The organism is Rosenbergiella metrosideri, from assembly GCF_022602565.1.
Taxonomy (GTDB): Bacteria; Pseudomonadota; Gammaproteobacteria; order Enterobacterales; family Enterobacteriaceae; genus Rosenbergiella; species Rosenbergiella metrosideri.
This window is the reverse complement of record NZ_JALBCV010000012.1, coordinates 44,024-60,996: the sequence shown is the minus strand read 5'-3', so window position 1 is coordinate 60,996 and position 16,973 is coordinate 44,024. Positions and strand designations below refer to the sequence as shown.

10 protein-coding genes are annotated in these 16,973 nt (G+C 50.7%); 6 read left to right on the top strand and 4 right to left on the bottom strand.

Annotated elements, in window-relative coordinates; all coding sequences use genetic code 11:
* Window positions 1–258 precede the first annotated feature (258 nt).
* The 5 genes from MKR94_RS11965 to MKR94_RS11945 all read left to right on the top strand — a co-directional run bounded on the left by MKR94_RS11965 (window position 259) and on the right by MKR94_RS11945 (window position 12,715).
* Window positions 259–2,010, top strand: a complete 1,752-nt coding sequence (locus tag MKR94_RS11965; RefSeq protein WP_241647116.1) for a ShlB/FhaC/HecB family hemolysin secretion/activation protein — start codon at window positions 259–261, stop codon at window positions 2,008–2,010.
* A gap of 10 nt (window positions 2,011–2,020) precedes the next feature.
* Window positions 2,021–10,018, top strand: a complete 7,998-nt coding sequence (locus MKR94_RS11960; RefSeq protein ID WP_241647115.1) for a two-partner secretion domain-containing protein — start codon at window positions 2,021–2,023, stop codon at window positions 10,016–10,018.
* Window positions 10,019–10,302: 284 nt separating this feature from the next.
* Window positions 10,303–10,821 (top strand): hypothetical protein, encoded by a 519-nt coding sequence (locus MKR94_RS11955; RefSeq protein WP_241647114.1) that lies wholly within the window; start codon window positions 10,303–10,305, stop codon window positions 10,819–10,821.
* A 231-nt stretch (window positions 10,822–11,052) separates the two neighbouring features.
* Entirely contained in the window at window positions 11,053–11,865 is an 813-nt protein-coding gene (locus tag MKR94_RS11950) for a hypothetical protein (protein WP_241647113.1), read from the top strand.
* Window positions 11,866–12,220: 355 nt separating this feature from the next.
* Window positions 12,221–12,715 (top strand): DUF2569 domain-containing protein, encoded by a 495-nt coding sequence (locus tag MKR94_RS11945; protein WP_241647112.1) that lies wholly within the window; start codon window positions 12,221–12,223, stop codon window positions 12,713–12,715.
* A gap of 77 nt (window positions 12,716–12,792) precedes the next feature.
* On the opposite strand, the gene ykgO is transcribed toward MKR94_RS11945, so the two are convergent.
* The 3 genes from ykgO to MKR94_RS11930 all read right to left on the bottom strand — a co-directional run bounded on the left by ykgO (window position 12,793) and on the right by MKR94_RS11930 (window position 14,206).
* The gene (gene ykgO, locus MKR94_RS11940) at window positions 12,793–12,933 is read right to left on the bottom strand and encodes a type B 50S ribosomal protein L36 (RefSeq protein ID WP_241587265.1); all 141 of its coding nucleotides are present in this window, start codon (window positions 12,931–12,933) and stop codon (window positions 12,793–12,795) included.
* Window positions 12,933–13,199 carry a type B 50S ribosomal protein L31 gene (locus MKR94_RS11935; RefSeq protein WP_241647111.1) on the bottom strand — a complete coding sequence of 89 codons (267 nt, stop codon included), beginning with the start codon at window positions 13,197–13,199 and terminating at the stop codon, window positions 12,933–12,935. Before MKR94_RS11935 ends, ykgO begins: the two co-directional genes overlap by 1 nt.
* Window positions 13,200–13,285: 86 nt before the next feature.
* On the bottom strand, window positions 13,286–14,206 hold the full coding sequence (locus MKR94_RS11930) for a LysR family transcriptional regulator (RefSeq protein ID WP_241647110.1): 921 nt from the start codon (window positions 14,204–14,206) through the stop codon (window positions 13,286–13,288).
* Window positions 14,207–14,315: 109 nt separating this feature from the next.
* Here MKR94_RS11930 and lysA point away from each other — a divergent pair, with 109 nt between their 5' ends.
* Window positions 14,316–15,587: a diaminopimelate decarboxylase gene (gene lysA, locus MKR94_RS11925; protein ID WP_241647109.1), complete on the top strand. Its 1,272-nt coding sequence runs from the start codon at window positions 14,316–14,318 to the stop codon at window positions 15,585–15,587.
* A gap of 10 nt (window positions 15,588–15,597) precedes the next feature.
* Here lysA and galR read toward each other — a convergent pair whose 3' ends face one another.
* Window positions 15,598–16,605 (bottom strand): HTH-type transcriptional regulator GalR, encoded by a 1,008-nt coding sequence (galR, locus tag MKR94_RS11920; protein WP_241647108.1) that lies wholly within the window; start codon window positions 16,603–16,605, stop codon window positions 15,598–15,600.
* Between the last annotated feature and the right edge of the window lie 368 nt (window positions 16,606–16,973).

Below are 16,973 nucleotides of genomic sequence, written 5' to 3'. Positions count from 1 at the left end.
ATGCATTATTCAAAAATGTCATAGTAGTTAATTGCGTGGGTATCTATTTCATAAAACCTTCTATCAATACTCTTTTAGTCAAATAGCCATTCCCTTTTTTATTGTGATAAACCACAAGAAATTATGCGAAAGTATTACTCGCCAAGAAGTAACACTGTATTTATATCGTCAGACCTTGCTAAATTGCCTCTGAATTGGGTAAGCACTCACCATAACGTGTAACAGGATGGTTACGCGCCAAACACGAAAGGGAATCTCGTGGACTATCACTTATTCTATCCCCCACAGCGGGTAATCATGGCATTAGGTCTGCTCTGCATAATGGGGCAGAGTGATGCATCGACCTTTCCGCTAAAAGCAGATGCTTTACTCGCTGCACAACAGCGCCCGTTTTTTCCGCAGCCCAATGATCATTCACAACAGCTTCATCAGCAGGCGCAACAGCGGGCGTTGCAGCAGCGCTTGGCGCCTGAACCACCGACTGTTCATGTTGAGGTGCCAACGGCCCCAGCCTTACAGCAAGGCTTCCCGCAAGAGACCCCTTGTTTTCCGATCGAGCACGTCACGCTTGCCGCTTTGCAGGCTTTACCGAGTTGGCTCGGCCTTCAGCGTGTCGCCAATACGGCAATAGGAAAGTGCTTAGGGGCACAAGGGATTAATCTTCTTATGCGTCGCCTGCAGAATCGGCTGATGGATCAGGGCTATGTCACCACCCGCGTCCTCGCACCAGCGCAGGATCTGACCCAGCGGCACCTTCACTTAACGATAGTGCCGGGTAAACTCAGTCGGCTGACCACCGCCGCCGCACAATCCCACCAAGATATCTCTCTGAGCAGTGCTTTCCCAATGCAGGCTGGGGGGCTGCTTGATTTGCGTGCGTTAGAGCAAGGATTAGAAAACTTGCAGCGTCTGCCGACCGTTCAATCGAGTATGGAAATTGTACCGACCGACCGGCCAGGGGAGAGCGATATCGTCGTGAATTGGCAGCAGTCGCGTAAGTGGCGGCTGGGACTCTCTCTCGATGACTCAGGAACGCGGAGTACCGGCCGTTATCAGGGGGGGACGACACTTTATCTCGATAATCCACTTTCTTTCAGTGACAGTCTGTACCTTTATGCCGGACGCTCCCTGTTACCCGGCGGCGGGAAGGGGACACACAACGTTACCGGGCAGTATTCACTGCCTTACGGCTACTGGCTAGCCAGTCTTACGGCAAGCTACAGTGATTACAGTCAGACTATTGCCGGTGCCAATGCGGATTATCGTTACCGTGGTCAAAGTCAGCAGCTGGCATTCCAGCTGGGGCGGGTGATCCATCGCGGCAGCCACCATAAAACGCGCCTGACCGGAGAAGTAGCGCTGCGTGAATCGAAAAACTTTATTGATGATACAGCGATCGATGCCCAGCACCGCAAAACAACCTCATGGAAAGCGACCCTTCAGCATCAACAGTTTATCGATCGTGCCATACTGAATCTTGGGGTGAGTTACCAACAGGGAACGCGGTGGTTCGGTGCACTGCCAGCAAGTGAAGAAGCGTTTGGCGAGGCGACCGCACTAAGCCGTATCGTACAGCTTACCGCTGAGTTTACCCTGCCCTTCACCATCGCCACTCAGCAGTTTCGCTATCAGTTACTGTATCAACAGCAACTGACTTCAACAAAGTTAACCCCTTCAGAACAGTTCTCAATAGGTAGCCGCTGGACGGTACGAGGTTTCGATGGCGAGCGCTCACTCAGCGCGGATCGAGGGATATTGATCCGTAATGAATGGAGTTGGGCCCTCCCGATTAGCGCACAACAGCTCTATCTAGGGGTGGATTACGGAACCCTTAAGGGAAACAGCACCCATCAGCAATTAGGACGCTCTCTTATCGGAAATATATTAGGGGTTCGCGGGCAAGTGTTATCAACCGGATACGATACTTTTATCGGTATCCCCGTAGCGGCCCCGCAAGGTTTTATGAAAGACCGCTTTACCCTGGGTTTTACGGTCAATTGGCAATATTGAGGATTCAAGGATGAATAAAAATCGCTACCGTATTGTGTACAACCCCGCTCGGGGCATGGCGATGGTGGTCGCCGATATTACCGTATCGGCTTATGCCCTGACTGCACCTTGTGCCCCCGACAGTCGCACCGCCTCTTCGCGGGCGTTTCGCCTGACTCGACTCTGCCTAGGGGGATTGTTGGCCATAGGCTGTATCAGTTTTCCTGTTCAGGCAAAAGTGATCGCCGACTCGCAGGCCTCTGGACACCAGCAGCCCACCCTCTTGCAGACGGCAAATGGTATCGAGCAGATCAATATTCAAGCCCCGAGTGCTGCAGGGGTTTCACACAATAAGTATACGCAGTTTGATATCGAGCAGCGGGGAGCGATTTTGAATAATGGCCGTACCACTAGCCAGACTCAGCTCGCCGGGCAGGTGGCCGCCAATCCTTGGCTGGCTAAAGGGGAAGCGAAAGTCATTCTCAATGAGGTGAATAGCCGTGATCCCTCCTTACTCAATGGCATGCTAGAGGTCGCTGGCCGTCAAGCCGATATCATTATTGCTAACCCCGCCGGGATCAGCTGTGATGGTTGCGGCTTTATTAATGCCAATCGCACTACCTTGACCACCGGGCAAACCCATTTAACCGATGGCCAAGTCAGTCATTATAGAGTGCAACAGGGGATGATCCGCATCGAGGGCAAGGGAATGGACAGTACCCGCCAAGACAGCACGGAACTACTGGCCCGAGCCGTAAAAATTAATGCCGCGTTGCAGGCTAAAGCCCTATCGATCACCACCGGGCTGAACACGATCGATGCCCGCAATGGCGAGGTTAGGGTGCAGACTGGGGAGGTGAGTGAGCGTCCTCAGTTCGCGATAGATGTCTCTCAGCTGGGCGGCATGTATGCCAATAAAATTATGTTACGGGGGACTGAGGCGGGTGTCGGCGTCCATAATGCTGGGACGATAGGTGCAGCTGCGGGGGACGTCGTGATCAGCTCCCAAGGCACGCTCACTCACCGGGGGCACCTGCAAGCGAGCCAGCATATTCAGATCACTTCCGCAGGGAAATTATCGAGCGATGGCTCCCTCGCCGCAGGGATTACGCGAGACGGGCAAGCGAGCCAAACCGGTAGTCTATTGCTGTCTAGCGACGGCGCGATAACGCTCAGCGGGGATAACCGGGCCAAAGAGAGCGTGGTCGTTAAGGCATCACAGATTACCGCCGATAGCAGTCAGACCCATGCCAACCGCGTCGAGTTGATGGCCAGTCAGGGGAATATCGATACCCGAAAAGCCGTCGTCGTGGCGCAACACATTAAGGTCGATAGTGCGCAACAGCTTAATAACGATGCGGGGCATCTGAGTGCGGAAACACTCTCTATTAACGCAACAGGTCTCTCTAATCGTGCTGGCACCCTGCAGCATCGCGGCGAGCAAGCCTTAACGCTCTCCCTGCAAGAAGGGATGGATAATCATCAAGGCCGCCTTATTACGCAGAGCCAGCGCTTAACGCTGACGGGCTCACAATTTAACAATCAGCAAGGGCAGATCAGCGCTGCGGAGATTGCGATCAATACCGCTTCATCGCCCCTTAATAATCAACAGGGGGTAATCAGCGCCAGTAAACAGTTAGCATTGACGAGCCAAGGACTGGATAACGATCGCGGATTGATTCAAGCGGGCGAGTCGCTGGCGATTACCGCCAAACAGGGCAGAATCACCAACAGAGAGACGTTGAAAAGTGGTGGCATTATCAGCCAAGGCAGGTTAACGCTGAGTGGCGACGCATTGGATAATCAGCAAGGGCTAATCGCTTCACGCGACGCGGCACAGCTCACCACGGCGGCCTTGACTAATCAGGCTGGCACGCTGCTCAGTGGCGCAGATCTTACAGTCAAAACGACCAGCATCAGCAATACCCAGGGCCTGATCCAGGCAGATCAAACTCTCATCCTGACTACGCAGGGCTCTCGACTCGATAATACGCAAGGTGAACTGCTTGCGGGTAAGGGGATAGCGCTCGAGAGTGGCGCACTCATCAATTTACACGGGCGCATTGCCGGTAAAGCCGATGTTACCTTACAGACCACAGGTCAAGAGTTCGATAATACCGCGGGGCAGTTAGCAGCGGGTAACCGCCTGCAACTCGACGCTGGGCAATTGACCAACCACCAAGGATCGATCCAAGCCTTTGGCGATGCACAGCTAAGTGTTACGGGACAGCTCGACAACAGTCAGGGATGGCTGCGCAGCGGCCAAGCGATGACGCTGACGGCGGCAGCTCTGACTAATCGTGGCGAGAAGCCTGGTCAACAGGGCATTGAAGGAGAGTCGGTTACGCTGCATAGCCAGAGTCTTGATAATTCGGGGGGCACAGTACGTAGTCAAGGCGACTTAGTCCTGAGGATCGATAAAGACCTGATTAACCCCTCGGGACTGCTCAGTGCTGGGCAGCAGCTGTTGGTACAGGGGACGTCAGACACGATAGTCGATAACCAGGGGGGAACTTTAGTCGCTGACCAGTATTTAGCGATCCACGCTGCGGCGCTCAGCGGGGTGGGCGAGCTGCTCTCTCACCATGCAATGCAGCTTAGCTTCGATAAGCGCTTTCTCCATCGTGGGCGGATACTCGCGAAGGGGGACATTACTGCATCGTTTAAACAAGGTCTCGATAACCAAGGGCTATTGAGCGCGGGCGGCTTGATGACCCTACGCCTGCCTACGCTGACCAACCAGCACAACGGTGAGATCAACGCCAGTCAAACCACTCTTCAGGTACAAAATACCCTGCTTAATCAGGGGCTGATTGATGGCGGGGAGACACTTATCCACGCGGGACAGCTCGATAATCTCGCGGGAGGGCGACTCTATGGTGATCATTTGGCGATAGAGACTCAGGCCTTTACCCAGCGGCAAGAGGCTGGCCTATCACCGATTACTGCGGCCCGTCAGCACCTGTCAATCGCCACACCTAGCCTAAATAATCTGGCAAACAGTATTATTTTTAGCGTCGGAGAGTTAGTGGTCGGGGCTACACTCGATGCACAACGACGTGCACAAGGCCAAGCCGCAGAATTACATAACACCAGTGCCACCCTCGAGGCATTAGGGGCAATGACACTCAATAGCCAGCTTATTACTAATCATAACGAGACCTTAACCACGGCCTTAGTCGAGGTAGAAAATACGACACACCATGAGGCGGCACTCAGCGGCTCGATACAGCGCTATGATTGGCAGGAGGTGGATACCCGCTATAAAAATAAGTACGGAGTCCATACGGCAAAAATGCCGGACGGCACACAGGGTGAGGATTTTTACGAGTATCGCTATCAGCGTACTGTACTGGAAACACAGATTGTAAAAAGCGACCCCGGAAAAATCATTGCAGGGGGGGATTTAACGCTCAACAGTCAACAGGTGACCAACCAAGACAGTATCGTGGTCGCGGGCGGAAAATTACTGGGAGTTATCGGTTCGCTTAACAATCTCGTGACCTGGGGTGAGCGGATCACCACCGATATTGGCACGGTCACCCGGTGGTATGCGGAGAAAAAGGATAGACCTATCGGCGGCACCGTCACCAGTCAAGGCAAGCGCACGAGCGGTTACGTCCCTCAGCCCACCACAACGACGATCGATTTTCAGCAGCTGCGTTGGCAAGAATACCGCAGCGGGCATGGCACTGGACAGACAATGACGGGACGAACCTCGCAGGTGGTGACCACCGAGGTGGCGGCCGCAAGCGCCCTCGATAGCAATAGCCTGCAACAGCCTGATGCCCATCAGGCGATTAACCGCGTCGTAAGCGAAACAGGAAAGGTGATTCAGTTTGTGCCAGCGAACGTAGCGATACCGGATAATGCCCTCTATCAGCTACGGCCAGCGACTGATGTACCGTTCTTAATCGAAACCGACCCCCGCTTTACTCAGTTAGCACAGTTTCTCAGCAGTGACCGGATATTCGATCAACTCTCGTGGACGGAGGGACGACTGACTAAGCGGTTGGGCGATGGTTTTTATGAGCAAGCCTTGGTACGTGAACAGATAACAGCCTTAACCGGAAGCCGTTTTTTACAAGGATTTGATAACGATGAGCAGCAATACAGAGCGTTACTGGATGCCGGGATCGCCTTTGCTCAACGCTTTCACCTCACCCCGGGGATTGCCTTAACCGCTGAGCAGATAGCGCAACTGACCAGCGATATGGTGTGGCTGGTTCAGCAAGAGGTCACTCTCGCCGATGGCTCCCGGCATAAGGTGTTAGTGCCTCAAGTCTACGCACAGGTCCAAAGCGGCGATGTCACTCGCCAAGGTGGGTTGCTCTCTGCTCGGCAGACGCAATTACAGCTCACGGGCGATCTGGTGAATAGTGGCACTTTGGTTGGCCGCGAATCAGTGCAGATCAAGGCTGAAAATATTACTCATCTCGGCGATCTCCTTGGTCGTGAGGTGGCATTGACGGCAATGCGCGATATCACTCAGCTGGGAGGGCGACTGCAAGCCGAGCAGAGTCTCTCGCTGTTAGCAGGACGGAATATCACCAGTCAAACGGTGATGGCGGAAGAGGGGGAGAATCGCTGGCGTGACCGTCCTGCCTCCATTTTTGTGCAAAACGACGGCGGAAGCTTAACCTTACACGCCCAGAACGACCTCCTGCTGGCAGGCAGTTTGGTCGAAAATAAGGGGCAAGGTAGCCATACGCAGTTATCGGCAGGTAATGATCTGCAACTGACCACTGTGACCACCGCAAGCCATGAGTCGTTAGACTGGGGGAAAGGCAACGATCGACGTGTTACCGAGACGAGCGCGTTGGGTAGCCATATTGAGGGGAAGGGACAGATAACCTTACTCGCGGGACGCGATATCAGCCTGCAGGCGGCAAAGGTGAGTGCGGGGGATACCCTAAGTCTGACGGCGGGGCGTGATCTCACGCTGAAAAGTGGTCAGTCGCAACAGTCGGTGACAGAGAATAGTCAGCAACGTAGCGCCGGGTGGTTATCCAGTAAAACGCAGACGCGCCATGATAGCGTCTCGACGATACAGGCATTAAGCAGTGTAGTGGAAGGAGAGCAGGTCCACCTGCAGGCGGGACATGATCTGAGCTTAGTCGGCAGTCGCGCCATTGGGGCGCAGCAGGTGGTTGTACAAGCCGGTAATGCCCTGAGCTTGACCCAAGCAGAGAACAGTCGCCAAGAGGTCCATCGTTACGAACAAAAACGTAAGGGTCTATCGGGCACCGGTGGAATTGGGTTCAGTTATGGTCAACAGACCCAACGCTTAACGGATGAAGGTCGTTCGGTAAGCCATCTTGGCAGCTTAGTGGGCAGCAGCGAAGGCAGCGTGACGATGACGGCGGGATCGGGGCTGACCCTGACCGGCGCCGAACTGTTGGCAAAACGCGATATCCATTTAGCTGCCAAAGAGGTGACAATCTCGGCCAGCGAACAGCATAGCAGCCAGAGCCACTTTTCTGAGCAAAAAAGCAGTGGCTTCACCTTGGCGCTCTCCGGTAGCGTCGGGGCGTTAGTCAATCAAGCCATTAGCCAAGCGACCTCCGTAGGCGAGGAGGACTCTGGGCGTTTAGCGGCCTTAAAAGGCGTACAGTCGGCCTTGACCGGGGTCCAAGCTTACCAAGCGGTACAGGCTAACGGATTGAGTTCGGAGCCCGCGGGAACCATGGCGGGGATTAACCTCTCCTGGGGAAGCCAATCATCGACCTCAACCCAGACTCATGCAACGCAGCAACATCAAGCCAGTCAACTGACAGCCGGTAATAATCTTACTATTACCGCCGATGACGGCGACATCCGCATGGTAGGCAGCCGCGTCCAAGCGGGGCAGAATATCAGCCTCAAGGCGACAAACGATGTGCTGCTAGAGTCGGTGGCAGATCGCCAGCAAGTCAGCGGAAAACATAGCAGTCAGGGCGGCTCTTTGGGTATTGGGTTTAACTTTGGCAGTGGAGCTGATGGAATTTCTGTCAGTGCCAGCCTTAATACGGCGAAGGGCCACGAAAAGGGGAATACCCTCTCCCATAGCGAAACGACCCTGAATGCCGGGGAAACGCTAAGTATCGTCAGTGGCCGAGATGCTCATCTCACCGGCGCGCAGGCAAGTGGTAAGACGGTTGAGATGACGGTAGGGCGTGACCTTACCCTGACCAGCGAGCAAGATACCGATGATTACGCCTTGATGCAGAACGGTGCCAGCGTAGGGGGGAGTGCAAGTATGGGCGGTGGTGCTTTCTCGCTCAACCTCTCGCGCGATAAAATCGACAATACTTACGCCTCGGTACAGGAGCAAACAGGGATTTTTGCCGGGCAGGGCGGGTTTAAGATTGAGGTCGGTCATCATACCCAACTACAGGGGGCGGTCATCGGCTCGACCGCCGCCGCACAGAATAATCGTCTAGATACCGGCACACTTGGGTTTACGGATATTCGTAATCATGCGCAGTATAAGGTTGAGCACCAAAGTGTCGGCATGAGTTCGGGGGGCGACCCAGTAGGGCAATTAATTAAGGACGCCGCGACCTCTTTACTGTCAGGGGCACAGGGCTCCGGGAGTGCTGAGTCGGTCACCCATTCAGCGATAAGCCAAGGAACGCTTGTGGTACGTGACTTGACTGAGCAATCACACTCTTTATCCTCGTTAAGTCGCGATGTTGAACATGCTCACCAGACACTTAGCCCGATATTCGACAAGGAAAAGGAGCAAAACCGCCTACGCGAAGCGCAATTGATTAGCAGTATTGGTGCACAAGCGGCGAATATCGCCGAGACGCAGGGCAAACTGTCGGCAGCAAAAACGGCGAAAGAGAAAATTGCCCAGCTCACCCCCGCGCAGCAGGAAGAGATCAAAGCGCAGTGGCTTGAGCAGCATCCCGATCAACAACTCGATGAGCGTAAATGGGTAGAGTCCGTCTATCAGCAATTTTATCAGCAGGCGATAAACGACTCGGGCCTCGGTGTCGGCGGCAGCGTTCAGCGAGCTATCCAAGCGGCGACCGCGGCGGTGCAGGGCCTTGCTGGTGGAGATATTGGCACCGTGTTAGCGGGCGGCGCCGCACCCTATATTGCGAACGTTATTGGCCACAGTGAACTCGATACCTTTGGTAAGCAATTAGCCCATGCGACGGTGAACGCGGCGCTGGCCGCGGCCCAGGGTAAGGATCCTTTAGCCATGGCGGCCGGGGCCACCAGTGCAGAGCTCGTGGGGATTATCGCCAGCCAAGTTTATGGCCTAGAGGCTAATCAGCTTGACGAGGATCAGAAGCAGACGGTGAGCGCCCTAGCCACCCTTGCCGCCGGTTTGGCGGCAGGCTTAGTCGGGGGCGATACGGAGAGTACGTTAGCAGGGATGCAGGCAGGGAAGGTGACGGTTGAGAATAATGCGCTGGGGAGTGTGCTTGCGGCAGCTAATAAGCAAAAACCCGGCACTGTTGCGAATTACGAAGAGGGAACAAAAGCAGCTATCAAGGAGGCCTGTAGCGGCGGGACGCCTATATCCTGTGAAGCAGCAGTGGCGGCAATGGGGACTGCGATGACCTGGCCGTTATTGCCCGCGGCGGCGGCGGCGACCAGCCTGATAGGTGCAGGTGCTAATGCTGGCGTAGGTTATCTGATTAACGGTGAAGTGAGCCCGAATGATGTGATTCTGGGCTACTGGACCGGAGTCGCGACAGTAGGAACAGGGCTGTGGGGGACAATGGGTGTAAATGCTGTTAGTGGCGCTACTTCCAGTTATCTTAAAGGTGATGATCCACTAAAAGGTGGTGTAATCAGTGGAGTGGCTTCGGGGCTAGGTTATGGTGTTGGTAAAGTGGTTCAGGGTCAGCTTGATAAGGTATTGAATCCTAGATGGAGGAGTTATGAATGGGTTGATATTGGCATGGGGATATCGAAGCCTATGCCAGTTAGTCCAGTGCCGGGTATGGCGGGTAATACATCAGGCAGTGCAGCTACAGAAATCTTCAATGATCAGCTTGGTAAGACCGTAAATAGTAATGGGAAGAAGTAATGATGAAAAAAGAATCTTGGTTCATTATTTTTCTCTACTTATTTATTACATGTAACATAGCAATGATAATGGTTTTTCTATTTTCATATGTTCTTATAAGAGTATATATCCTACTAATGTATCAAATTCCATTTGAGCTAGTTTGGGCGGATATATGGAAATATACCATAGCTGCATCTTTCTCCGGATCGTTGATAGCAATAGGCTGTTGGTGGATCTATTACCAGCACTATAGGAAAAAGCGAAGCAGATAGCATAACAATCCCGGCCTTCGCGCCGGAATTATGGTTGAGAATAATAATTTATCCGCCGTGGCACGACTGGGTGTTACAGCATGTGCTGAAGTCGCCACATGTCGAAACATGGTCGTGGACAAAGGGCTCGGTGCATTTGGTCGTGATGTCGCCAATAAAGCTTATAACTATTTCCTGCAAAACGGTTATTTACAAGGGATTGACTTGGATGTCGCTGATCTTGTGCGGCAGGAAACCGCAAAAGATAATGCTGTCATAAATCAGTATGCCAGTGAGATTGGTAAAGGCTTGGCTGTCGCATCAGATGAAGAAAAGCTTAAGGATGCAGCACAAGACGAACGCTGGACTCTATCAGGTTGGCTATCATGGTTAGAGCCGACCGAAAGAATGTGGTTTTGGTGGAATGCTATTATTTTAGAGCCGCCATTGGATAACACTCATTTTTTAGTAGAAGTGACGCCATTAGACTCACCTTTTATGTCCGGAGCCCTGAAATGGTTGTTTAAAGCATCAGGAGTCGTGAATGCAGCTTTGGAGGATGATTTGTGACCAATCACTACCAGTGTAGTTGAGAATAACTATCTATCAACCGTGACATAACTCAGCTTCAAAACATGTACTGAGGTCGCTATATGTCGAAATAGAGCTGTGGAGAAAGGGATCGGTGAATTACTGGGTCTCGAGGCAGCGGCGGATGGGGGCGTAACTTAATATATAGATAAGAAAGAGATCTTAATATATTAATTGTTTTATAGAATATGATCGTAAAAGGAATTTATGATGAATTTATCACAGGTATTAGTATCGGGATGTGTCGCAGCAGTGGTTGGTATCATTGTAGAATTCTTGAGGAAAAAAGGATGGATTAGTAAAGTTCAGGGCTGGACTATATTGTTAATAACCATTGCTCTTTGGAATGTTGGTGCTTATCTTTTGAATAAAAGCTCAACTAAAAGTGAAATTATTACAAGTGTCGAATCTGCAATCAAAAAAGCACCACATTTTCGAGTAATAGAAGAATATGAACCTCAAACTTATACTCACCTGAAAAATAAGATGATAGCGATAGCCAAACAACATCTTTCAGAGCAAGAAATGATTGATGCTATCCAGATAGAGATGTTAAAAATTAACAAGCAAAGAATGCAGTCCGCAACCAACCCTTGGGTTGTCGAGGTAATGAGGTTAAATATAGAGCAAATTGAAAAAATACAAATAATTAATCCAGATAAGTGCTTCAAGTTTTTATTCTCAGAAGTGAAAGGAGGAATTAACCCTCTTAAATATCTATCTCAAGATTTTTTAAAAAAACGAGTTGAAACGGATATAGAGATGATGAAGTCATCCTATTCTAAAAATAGACATGTTATTACCGAGAAGGAAAAAAATAAAGCTAAAGAAAATATTAAATTGGTCGCTAGATTTTTACATGTAAAATATGGTGATGATTTAAATATTCTTGAACAGCCTCTCAAAGGCTTAGGAAAAGAAAATATCGCGTGTGAATTGGTTAAGACTATGTGGGAAAAAGTAATTTCATACCCCGAAGAGGAAGCTGCAGGTCTTACCAGATTAATTCTATCTACAGAATAAAATGTTTATAATATTTTTATATTATTAATATAGGGGGTTAAAATAATAATTTAGCTAAAGGGTTTGTATAACGATAGGAATTACTGGGTTGGAGGATCCGAAACATAGTGTTCGATAGAACACTTCAACTATAGTAGATGATGCGGTATTTAATAATGGTTCCGATATGATGTTTATTCAATAATTCAAAAGCTAATGACGTTGCAAAAATATTTTGACTAACCTATATCTGAATTTACTTGTAATGTTATCGGTTCAGGTAGCTCAGAGATAGTCAGTTTTTGGATTAAAATTTAACCCCCTATTTACTCGGTGAAATTTTATTTCCATATCATGGACGAAAGTGGAGTAAGAAATGAAATGTATAGAATGTAAGAGATTCTACGCAAATAAAGAGTCTGGACTCTGTAATGCCTGTGAAAATATAGAGTTAAGAAAAATTAATGGACTGCTGTATCTTCCTGCCATAGGGCTTATTCTCGCAATTGTTCGTAGTGCACAGGAACTTTACAGTTTCACTATGATTGTGATTGATCATTTCGATGAAATGAGTTTCGTGTCTTTTGACGTCATGGCGGCAGTTGCGTTCCTGATCGCTGATTTCCTTACCCCTCTTTATGCATCCCTATCCTTTTTTAGACGCAAGAAAAACACTCGAAAAGTCATGATAATTTTCTATCTGATAGGGATGATCAGTGCGTTATATTTTACTGTTCTTCATGTTGCCGTTGATAACGCTCACTATGAAAAGGAGGATGTAAAGATATTAGTGAATGGGCTTTTAGGGGTAGTCATATGGATCCCTTACTTTTTGCTTTCCAAACGGATTAATATTGTTTTTTGTCGGTAGTCTATTTGTTCCGCTAACGCTTAATATTCCTATCTCAAAACCAAAGCCAGAATATTCTGGCTTTTTTACATCAAGACCTAGCGTTTTTTCTTGGTTCCCTGAACGGCCTTAAAACGTGGGTGACTTTTACAGATAACAAAGACGCGACCATGACGACGGACTATCTTGCAATCGGGGTGGCGCTGCTTCGCCGACTTCAGTGAGCTGAGGACTTTCATTATTTATCCTTTTTCGTGTGTTCAAAAAAACGGCCGAAGCGTTGTGCAAAGCGTGCAGCACTGCCTTCTTTGGCAAACTCTTTCTGCTTACCGGTATAGAAAGGGTGCGAGTGAGCAGAGACATCTAAGGTGACGTAGGGGTAAATTTCACCTTGGTATTCGACCGCACGGTCAGTCTTGATCGTTGATCCGATCACCATATAGTGATCGGCGCCTAAGTCGTGAAACACCACTTGACGATAAGCAGGATGAATAGAGGGTTTCATAAGCGCTCCTAAATGTAATGTTATAATATAACAATAAGGGATCGTGACACGCGGTGCAAGCCTCTTGCTGCAAATTTATTGGATGATTAAGTGAGCGCTTGCTCGATACGCTGCTGTAAGTTGGCGCTCGTCATTCGTAAATAGTGGCTAAACATATTGCGGGCGGCTGAGTCAGGACGATGACGGGGGGTCACAACACTGACGGTAAAGGGCACCGAAACACTGAATCGGCGCATCACCACGTTATGGGGCAAGTAATCGATGGCGGTCAGCGGATTAATGATCGATATCCCGCAGCCTTGTCCTACCATGGCACAGACAGAGGCCGCACTGTGGGTTTCGAGGGCAAGACGGCGTGTTACGCCTTCTGCTTGAAACAGTTGGTCGAGCAGTTGTCGGTAGCTATCGGTTCGCGACAGACTAATAAAAGGCAGCTCGCAAAAATCGTTGGGATTAAGCAGGTTACGTGAGGCTAAAGGATGATCGCTGGGCAGTACACAGACTTCATCGACCGTCAGTAAATGATCAATCTCGCAGCCTTCAGGCACCGATTGCGTCTCGGTGAGGCCAAGATCGAAACGTTGTGCCGTTAACCACTCTTCGAGTAAAGGTGACTCTTGCGGAGTAATAGTCATACTCGCGCCGGGGTAGTCGCGTAAATAGTCAGCGCAGGCATGGGGCAGCAGAGATTGTGAGAATGCGGGTAAGCAAGCGATGGTCATTTCCGATTGTTCAAACTGCGCCAGACCAGCAGCCGTTTCTTGAATGCGCTGACGGCCGTACCAACTGCGCTGCACTTCTTCAAATAATCGGAATCCTTGCTGAGTGGGGTGTAGACGTCCTTGGCTACGTCGAAACAACGGCACGGTGAGCTGTTGCTCGAGGCGTGCTAGCTCTCGGCTTAATGTCGGCTGAGAGGTACGCAGCAGCGCGGCCGCGCTGGTCAAGGTGCCTTGGGTCATCACCGCATGAAAGATTTCGATTTGTCGCCAGCTTAATGGGGTCATCACACTTCTCGTTATCACTATATCAGAAATGAATAGAGTATCGATTAAATGATATTTTTCAATATGGAAAGAGTGTGGCTTACTGAGAGCCTTGCTTAAGGAGAATAGAATGCCTACCCCGATTACTGACCCTGCAACCGCCTTACACCAGACGCAACTGCTGGCTTTAGCTCAGCATTATCAAGGGCCATTCTGGGCCTATGATGCGCAAATCATTCGCCAACAAATCGCCAAGCTACGGCAGTTTGATGTGATTCGTTTTGCGCAGAAATCGTGCTCGAATACACATATCCTGCGCTTAATGCGCGAGGAAGGGGTGAAGGTCGACTCGGTATCGGTAGGGGAATTGACCCGTGCGCTACAGGCGGGTTATCAGCCGCAAGGTGATGATATCGTCTTTACCGCTGACCTGCTTGATCGCGAAGGTCTGACACAAGTGGTCGATCTTAAGGTGACGGTCAATACCGGTTCTATTGATATGCTTAAGCAACTGGCTGAGTGCTCGCCGGGACATCGCGTCTGGTTACGCATCAATCCGGGGTTTGGACACGGGCATAGCCAGAAAACCAATACCGGTGGTGAAAACAGCAAGCACGGTATTTGGTACCAGCAACTGCCCGATGCGCTAGCCGTGATTCAGCAGGCAGGTTTACAGCTTGAAGGCTTACATATGCACATTGGCTCGGGAGTGGATTATCAACATCTGCAACAGGTCTGTGATGCGATGGTCGAGCAAGTGCTAGGCAGCGGCTGCGATCTGCAGGCGATCTCGGCAGGTGGCGGTTTATCGACGCCTTACACCTTTGACGATCAAGAGATCGACCCTGCCCATTACTTCTCATTATGGGATCAGGCCCGTCAGCGTATTGCCAGCCATCTCGGCCACAAAGTGACCCTCGAGATCGAGCCTGGGCGCTTCCTGGTCGCCCAATCGGGCGTTTTGGTCAGCGAGGTGCGAGGCACCAAATGGATGGGCAACCGTCATTTCACCTTAGTCGATGCGGGATTTAGCGATCTTATGCGCCCGGCGATGTACGGCAGTTACCATCATATATCGGTGATGCCTGCAGACGGCAGTGATGCCAGCGTGCGGCCTCAGCAACAGACGCTGGTGGCGGGACCGCTCTGCGAATCAGGGGACGTGTTTACTCAGCTAGCGGGCGGAGAAGTTGAACCGCGTGACCTGCCACACACTCAGGTCGGAGATTATTTGGTCTTTCACGATACCGGCGCTTATGGGGCCTCGATGTCATCGAACTACAACAGCCGCCCGTTAATCCCAGAAGTCTTACTGGATCAAGGCCGAGTGACTGAGATCCGTCGTCGGCAAACGCTGGATGAGCTACTCGCGCTTGAGAGAGCCCAGCCTCTTCACTGCTAAGCGGTGTCGATCACAGTTCTTCTAAGCGTGCCACCGAATGGCGAATAACTAAGGTGGGTTGGAAAAGATGCGTCACAGGGGGTGGCGCTAACCCGTTACCTAAGGCTAACGCTAAGTGTGCCGCCTGCTGAGCCATTGCGACCACAGGGTAACGAACGGTCGTCAAACGTGGGCGCACATAGCGAGAGACGTGGACATCATCGAAACCAATCATCGAGATCTGTTCTGGCACTTTTAAGCCATTATCGGTAAGGGCGGCCAGTGCACCGGCTGCCATCGAATCGTTGTAGCAGGCGATCGCCGTAAAGTGTCGGCCCTGTGCCAACAGTGACACCATCGCTTGCTCACCGCCATTCTCATCCGGTTCACCATAAGCGATAAACTCGCTCTGTGAGGTCAATCCATGATCACGCAGCGCATCATGATAGCCGGCAAGGCGCTCTTTCGCGTCAGAAATCGCGTGACTAGAGCAGATATAGGCGATTTTTTGGTGGCCCTGACTGATCAAGTGACGGGTTGCCAGCCAGCTCCCATAACGATTGTCGAGGGCAATACAACGCGACTCAAACCCCTTCACTACGCGATTATTGACGACCATCCCCGGAACTTGACGCATCAGGGTTTGCAACGCTTCATCACTGATCATCTTGGCGTGAACGACTAGACTTTGGCACTGATGGCGGATCAGCTGTTCGATGGCTAATTTTTCCTGTGAGGCGCGGTGGTAACCGTTACCGATCAATAAAAAATTCCCGGTCTGAATCGCGACTTGGTCCACGGCCTTTACCATTGCGCCGAAGAAGGGGTCAGAGACATCATTGACCAGTAAGCCTAAGGTCGCTGTTGATTGCTGCGCGAGGGCGCGGGCATTTGCGTTAGGAATATAATTTAGCTGTGCCATCGCCTCCGCCACGACTTCTTGTGAGTGAGCACTAGCTTTAGGAGATTGATTGAGGACACGCGACACCGTTGCGACGGAAACCCCCGCCAATCGGGCGACATCCTTAATAGTAGCCATAGTAAAACTTCCAGGGTAAACGTTTACACCGCATTATGTTACGTCAATCACTGGACGATGTAACCACGATAAATGCCGCTCAGATCTCAGTTTTGTTCTAAAGTTCGAGCAATTCGCGTGAAGACGTTACGATGCTAAATGTTCGTTACATTTTGCCGGGTTCTGTTGCGTTTTAAGGCTGGCTGTCGTTCACCTGTTTTCAGTAAAGTAACTCTCCCAGAGGTATTAATCGGTGAACATCTATCCATGGGTTACACCAGCCTGCGCGTCCGCGCAGGTTTTTTTTTCTCTAAAAAACCCCTTAATCTTTATTTTTCATTGCTTTACTAGTTGCTACTAGGTTCAATTACGAACTGAAACACAGTTTT

Excerpts from the sequence above, each read along its gene's own strand:
- galR (WP_241647108.1), bottom strand. The coding sequence starts at position 16,605 with ATGGCTACTATTAAGGATGTCGCCCGATTGGCGGGGGTTTCCGTCGCA.
- MKR94_RS11945 (WP_241647112.1), top strand. The coding sequence starts at position 12,221 with ATGAAATGTATAGAATGTAAGAGATTCTACGCAAATAAAGAGTCTGGA.
- lysA (WP_241647109.1), top strand. The coding sequence starts at position 14,316 with ATGCCTACCCCGATTACTGACCCTGCAACCGCCTTACACCAGACGCAA.
- MKR94_RS11955 (WP_241647114.1), top strand. The coding sequence starts at position 10,303 with ATGGTTGAGAATAATAATTTATCCGCCGTGGCACGACTGGGTGTTACA.
- MKR94_RS11960 (WP_241647115.1), top strand. The coding sequence starts at position 2,021 with ATGAATAAAAATCGCTACCGTATTGTGTACAACCCCGCTCGGGGCATG.
- MKR94_RS11930 (WP_241647110.1), bottom strand. The coding sequence starts at position 14,206 with ATGACCCCATTAAGCTGGCGACAAATCGAAATCTTTCATGCGGTGATG.
- ykgO (WP_241587265.1), bottom strand. The coding sequence starts at position 12,933 with ATGAAAGTCCTCAGCTCACTGAAGTCGGCGAAGCAGCGCCACCCCGAT.
- MKR94_RS11950 (WP_241647113.1), top strand. The coding sequence starts at position 11,053 with ATGAATTTATCACAGGTATTAGTATCGGGATGTGTCGCAGCAGTGGTT.
- MKR94_RS11935 (WP_241647111.1), bottom strand. The coding sequence starts at position 13,199 with ATGAAACCCTCTATTCATCCTGCTTATCGTCAAGTGGTGTTTCACGAC.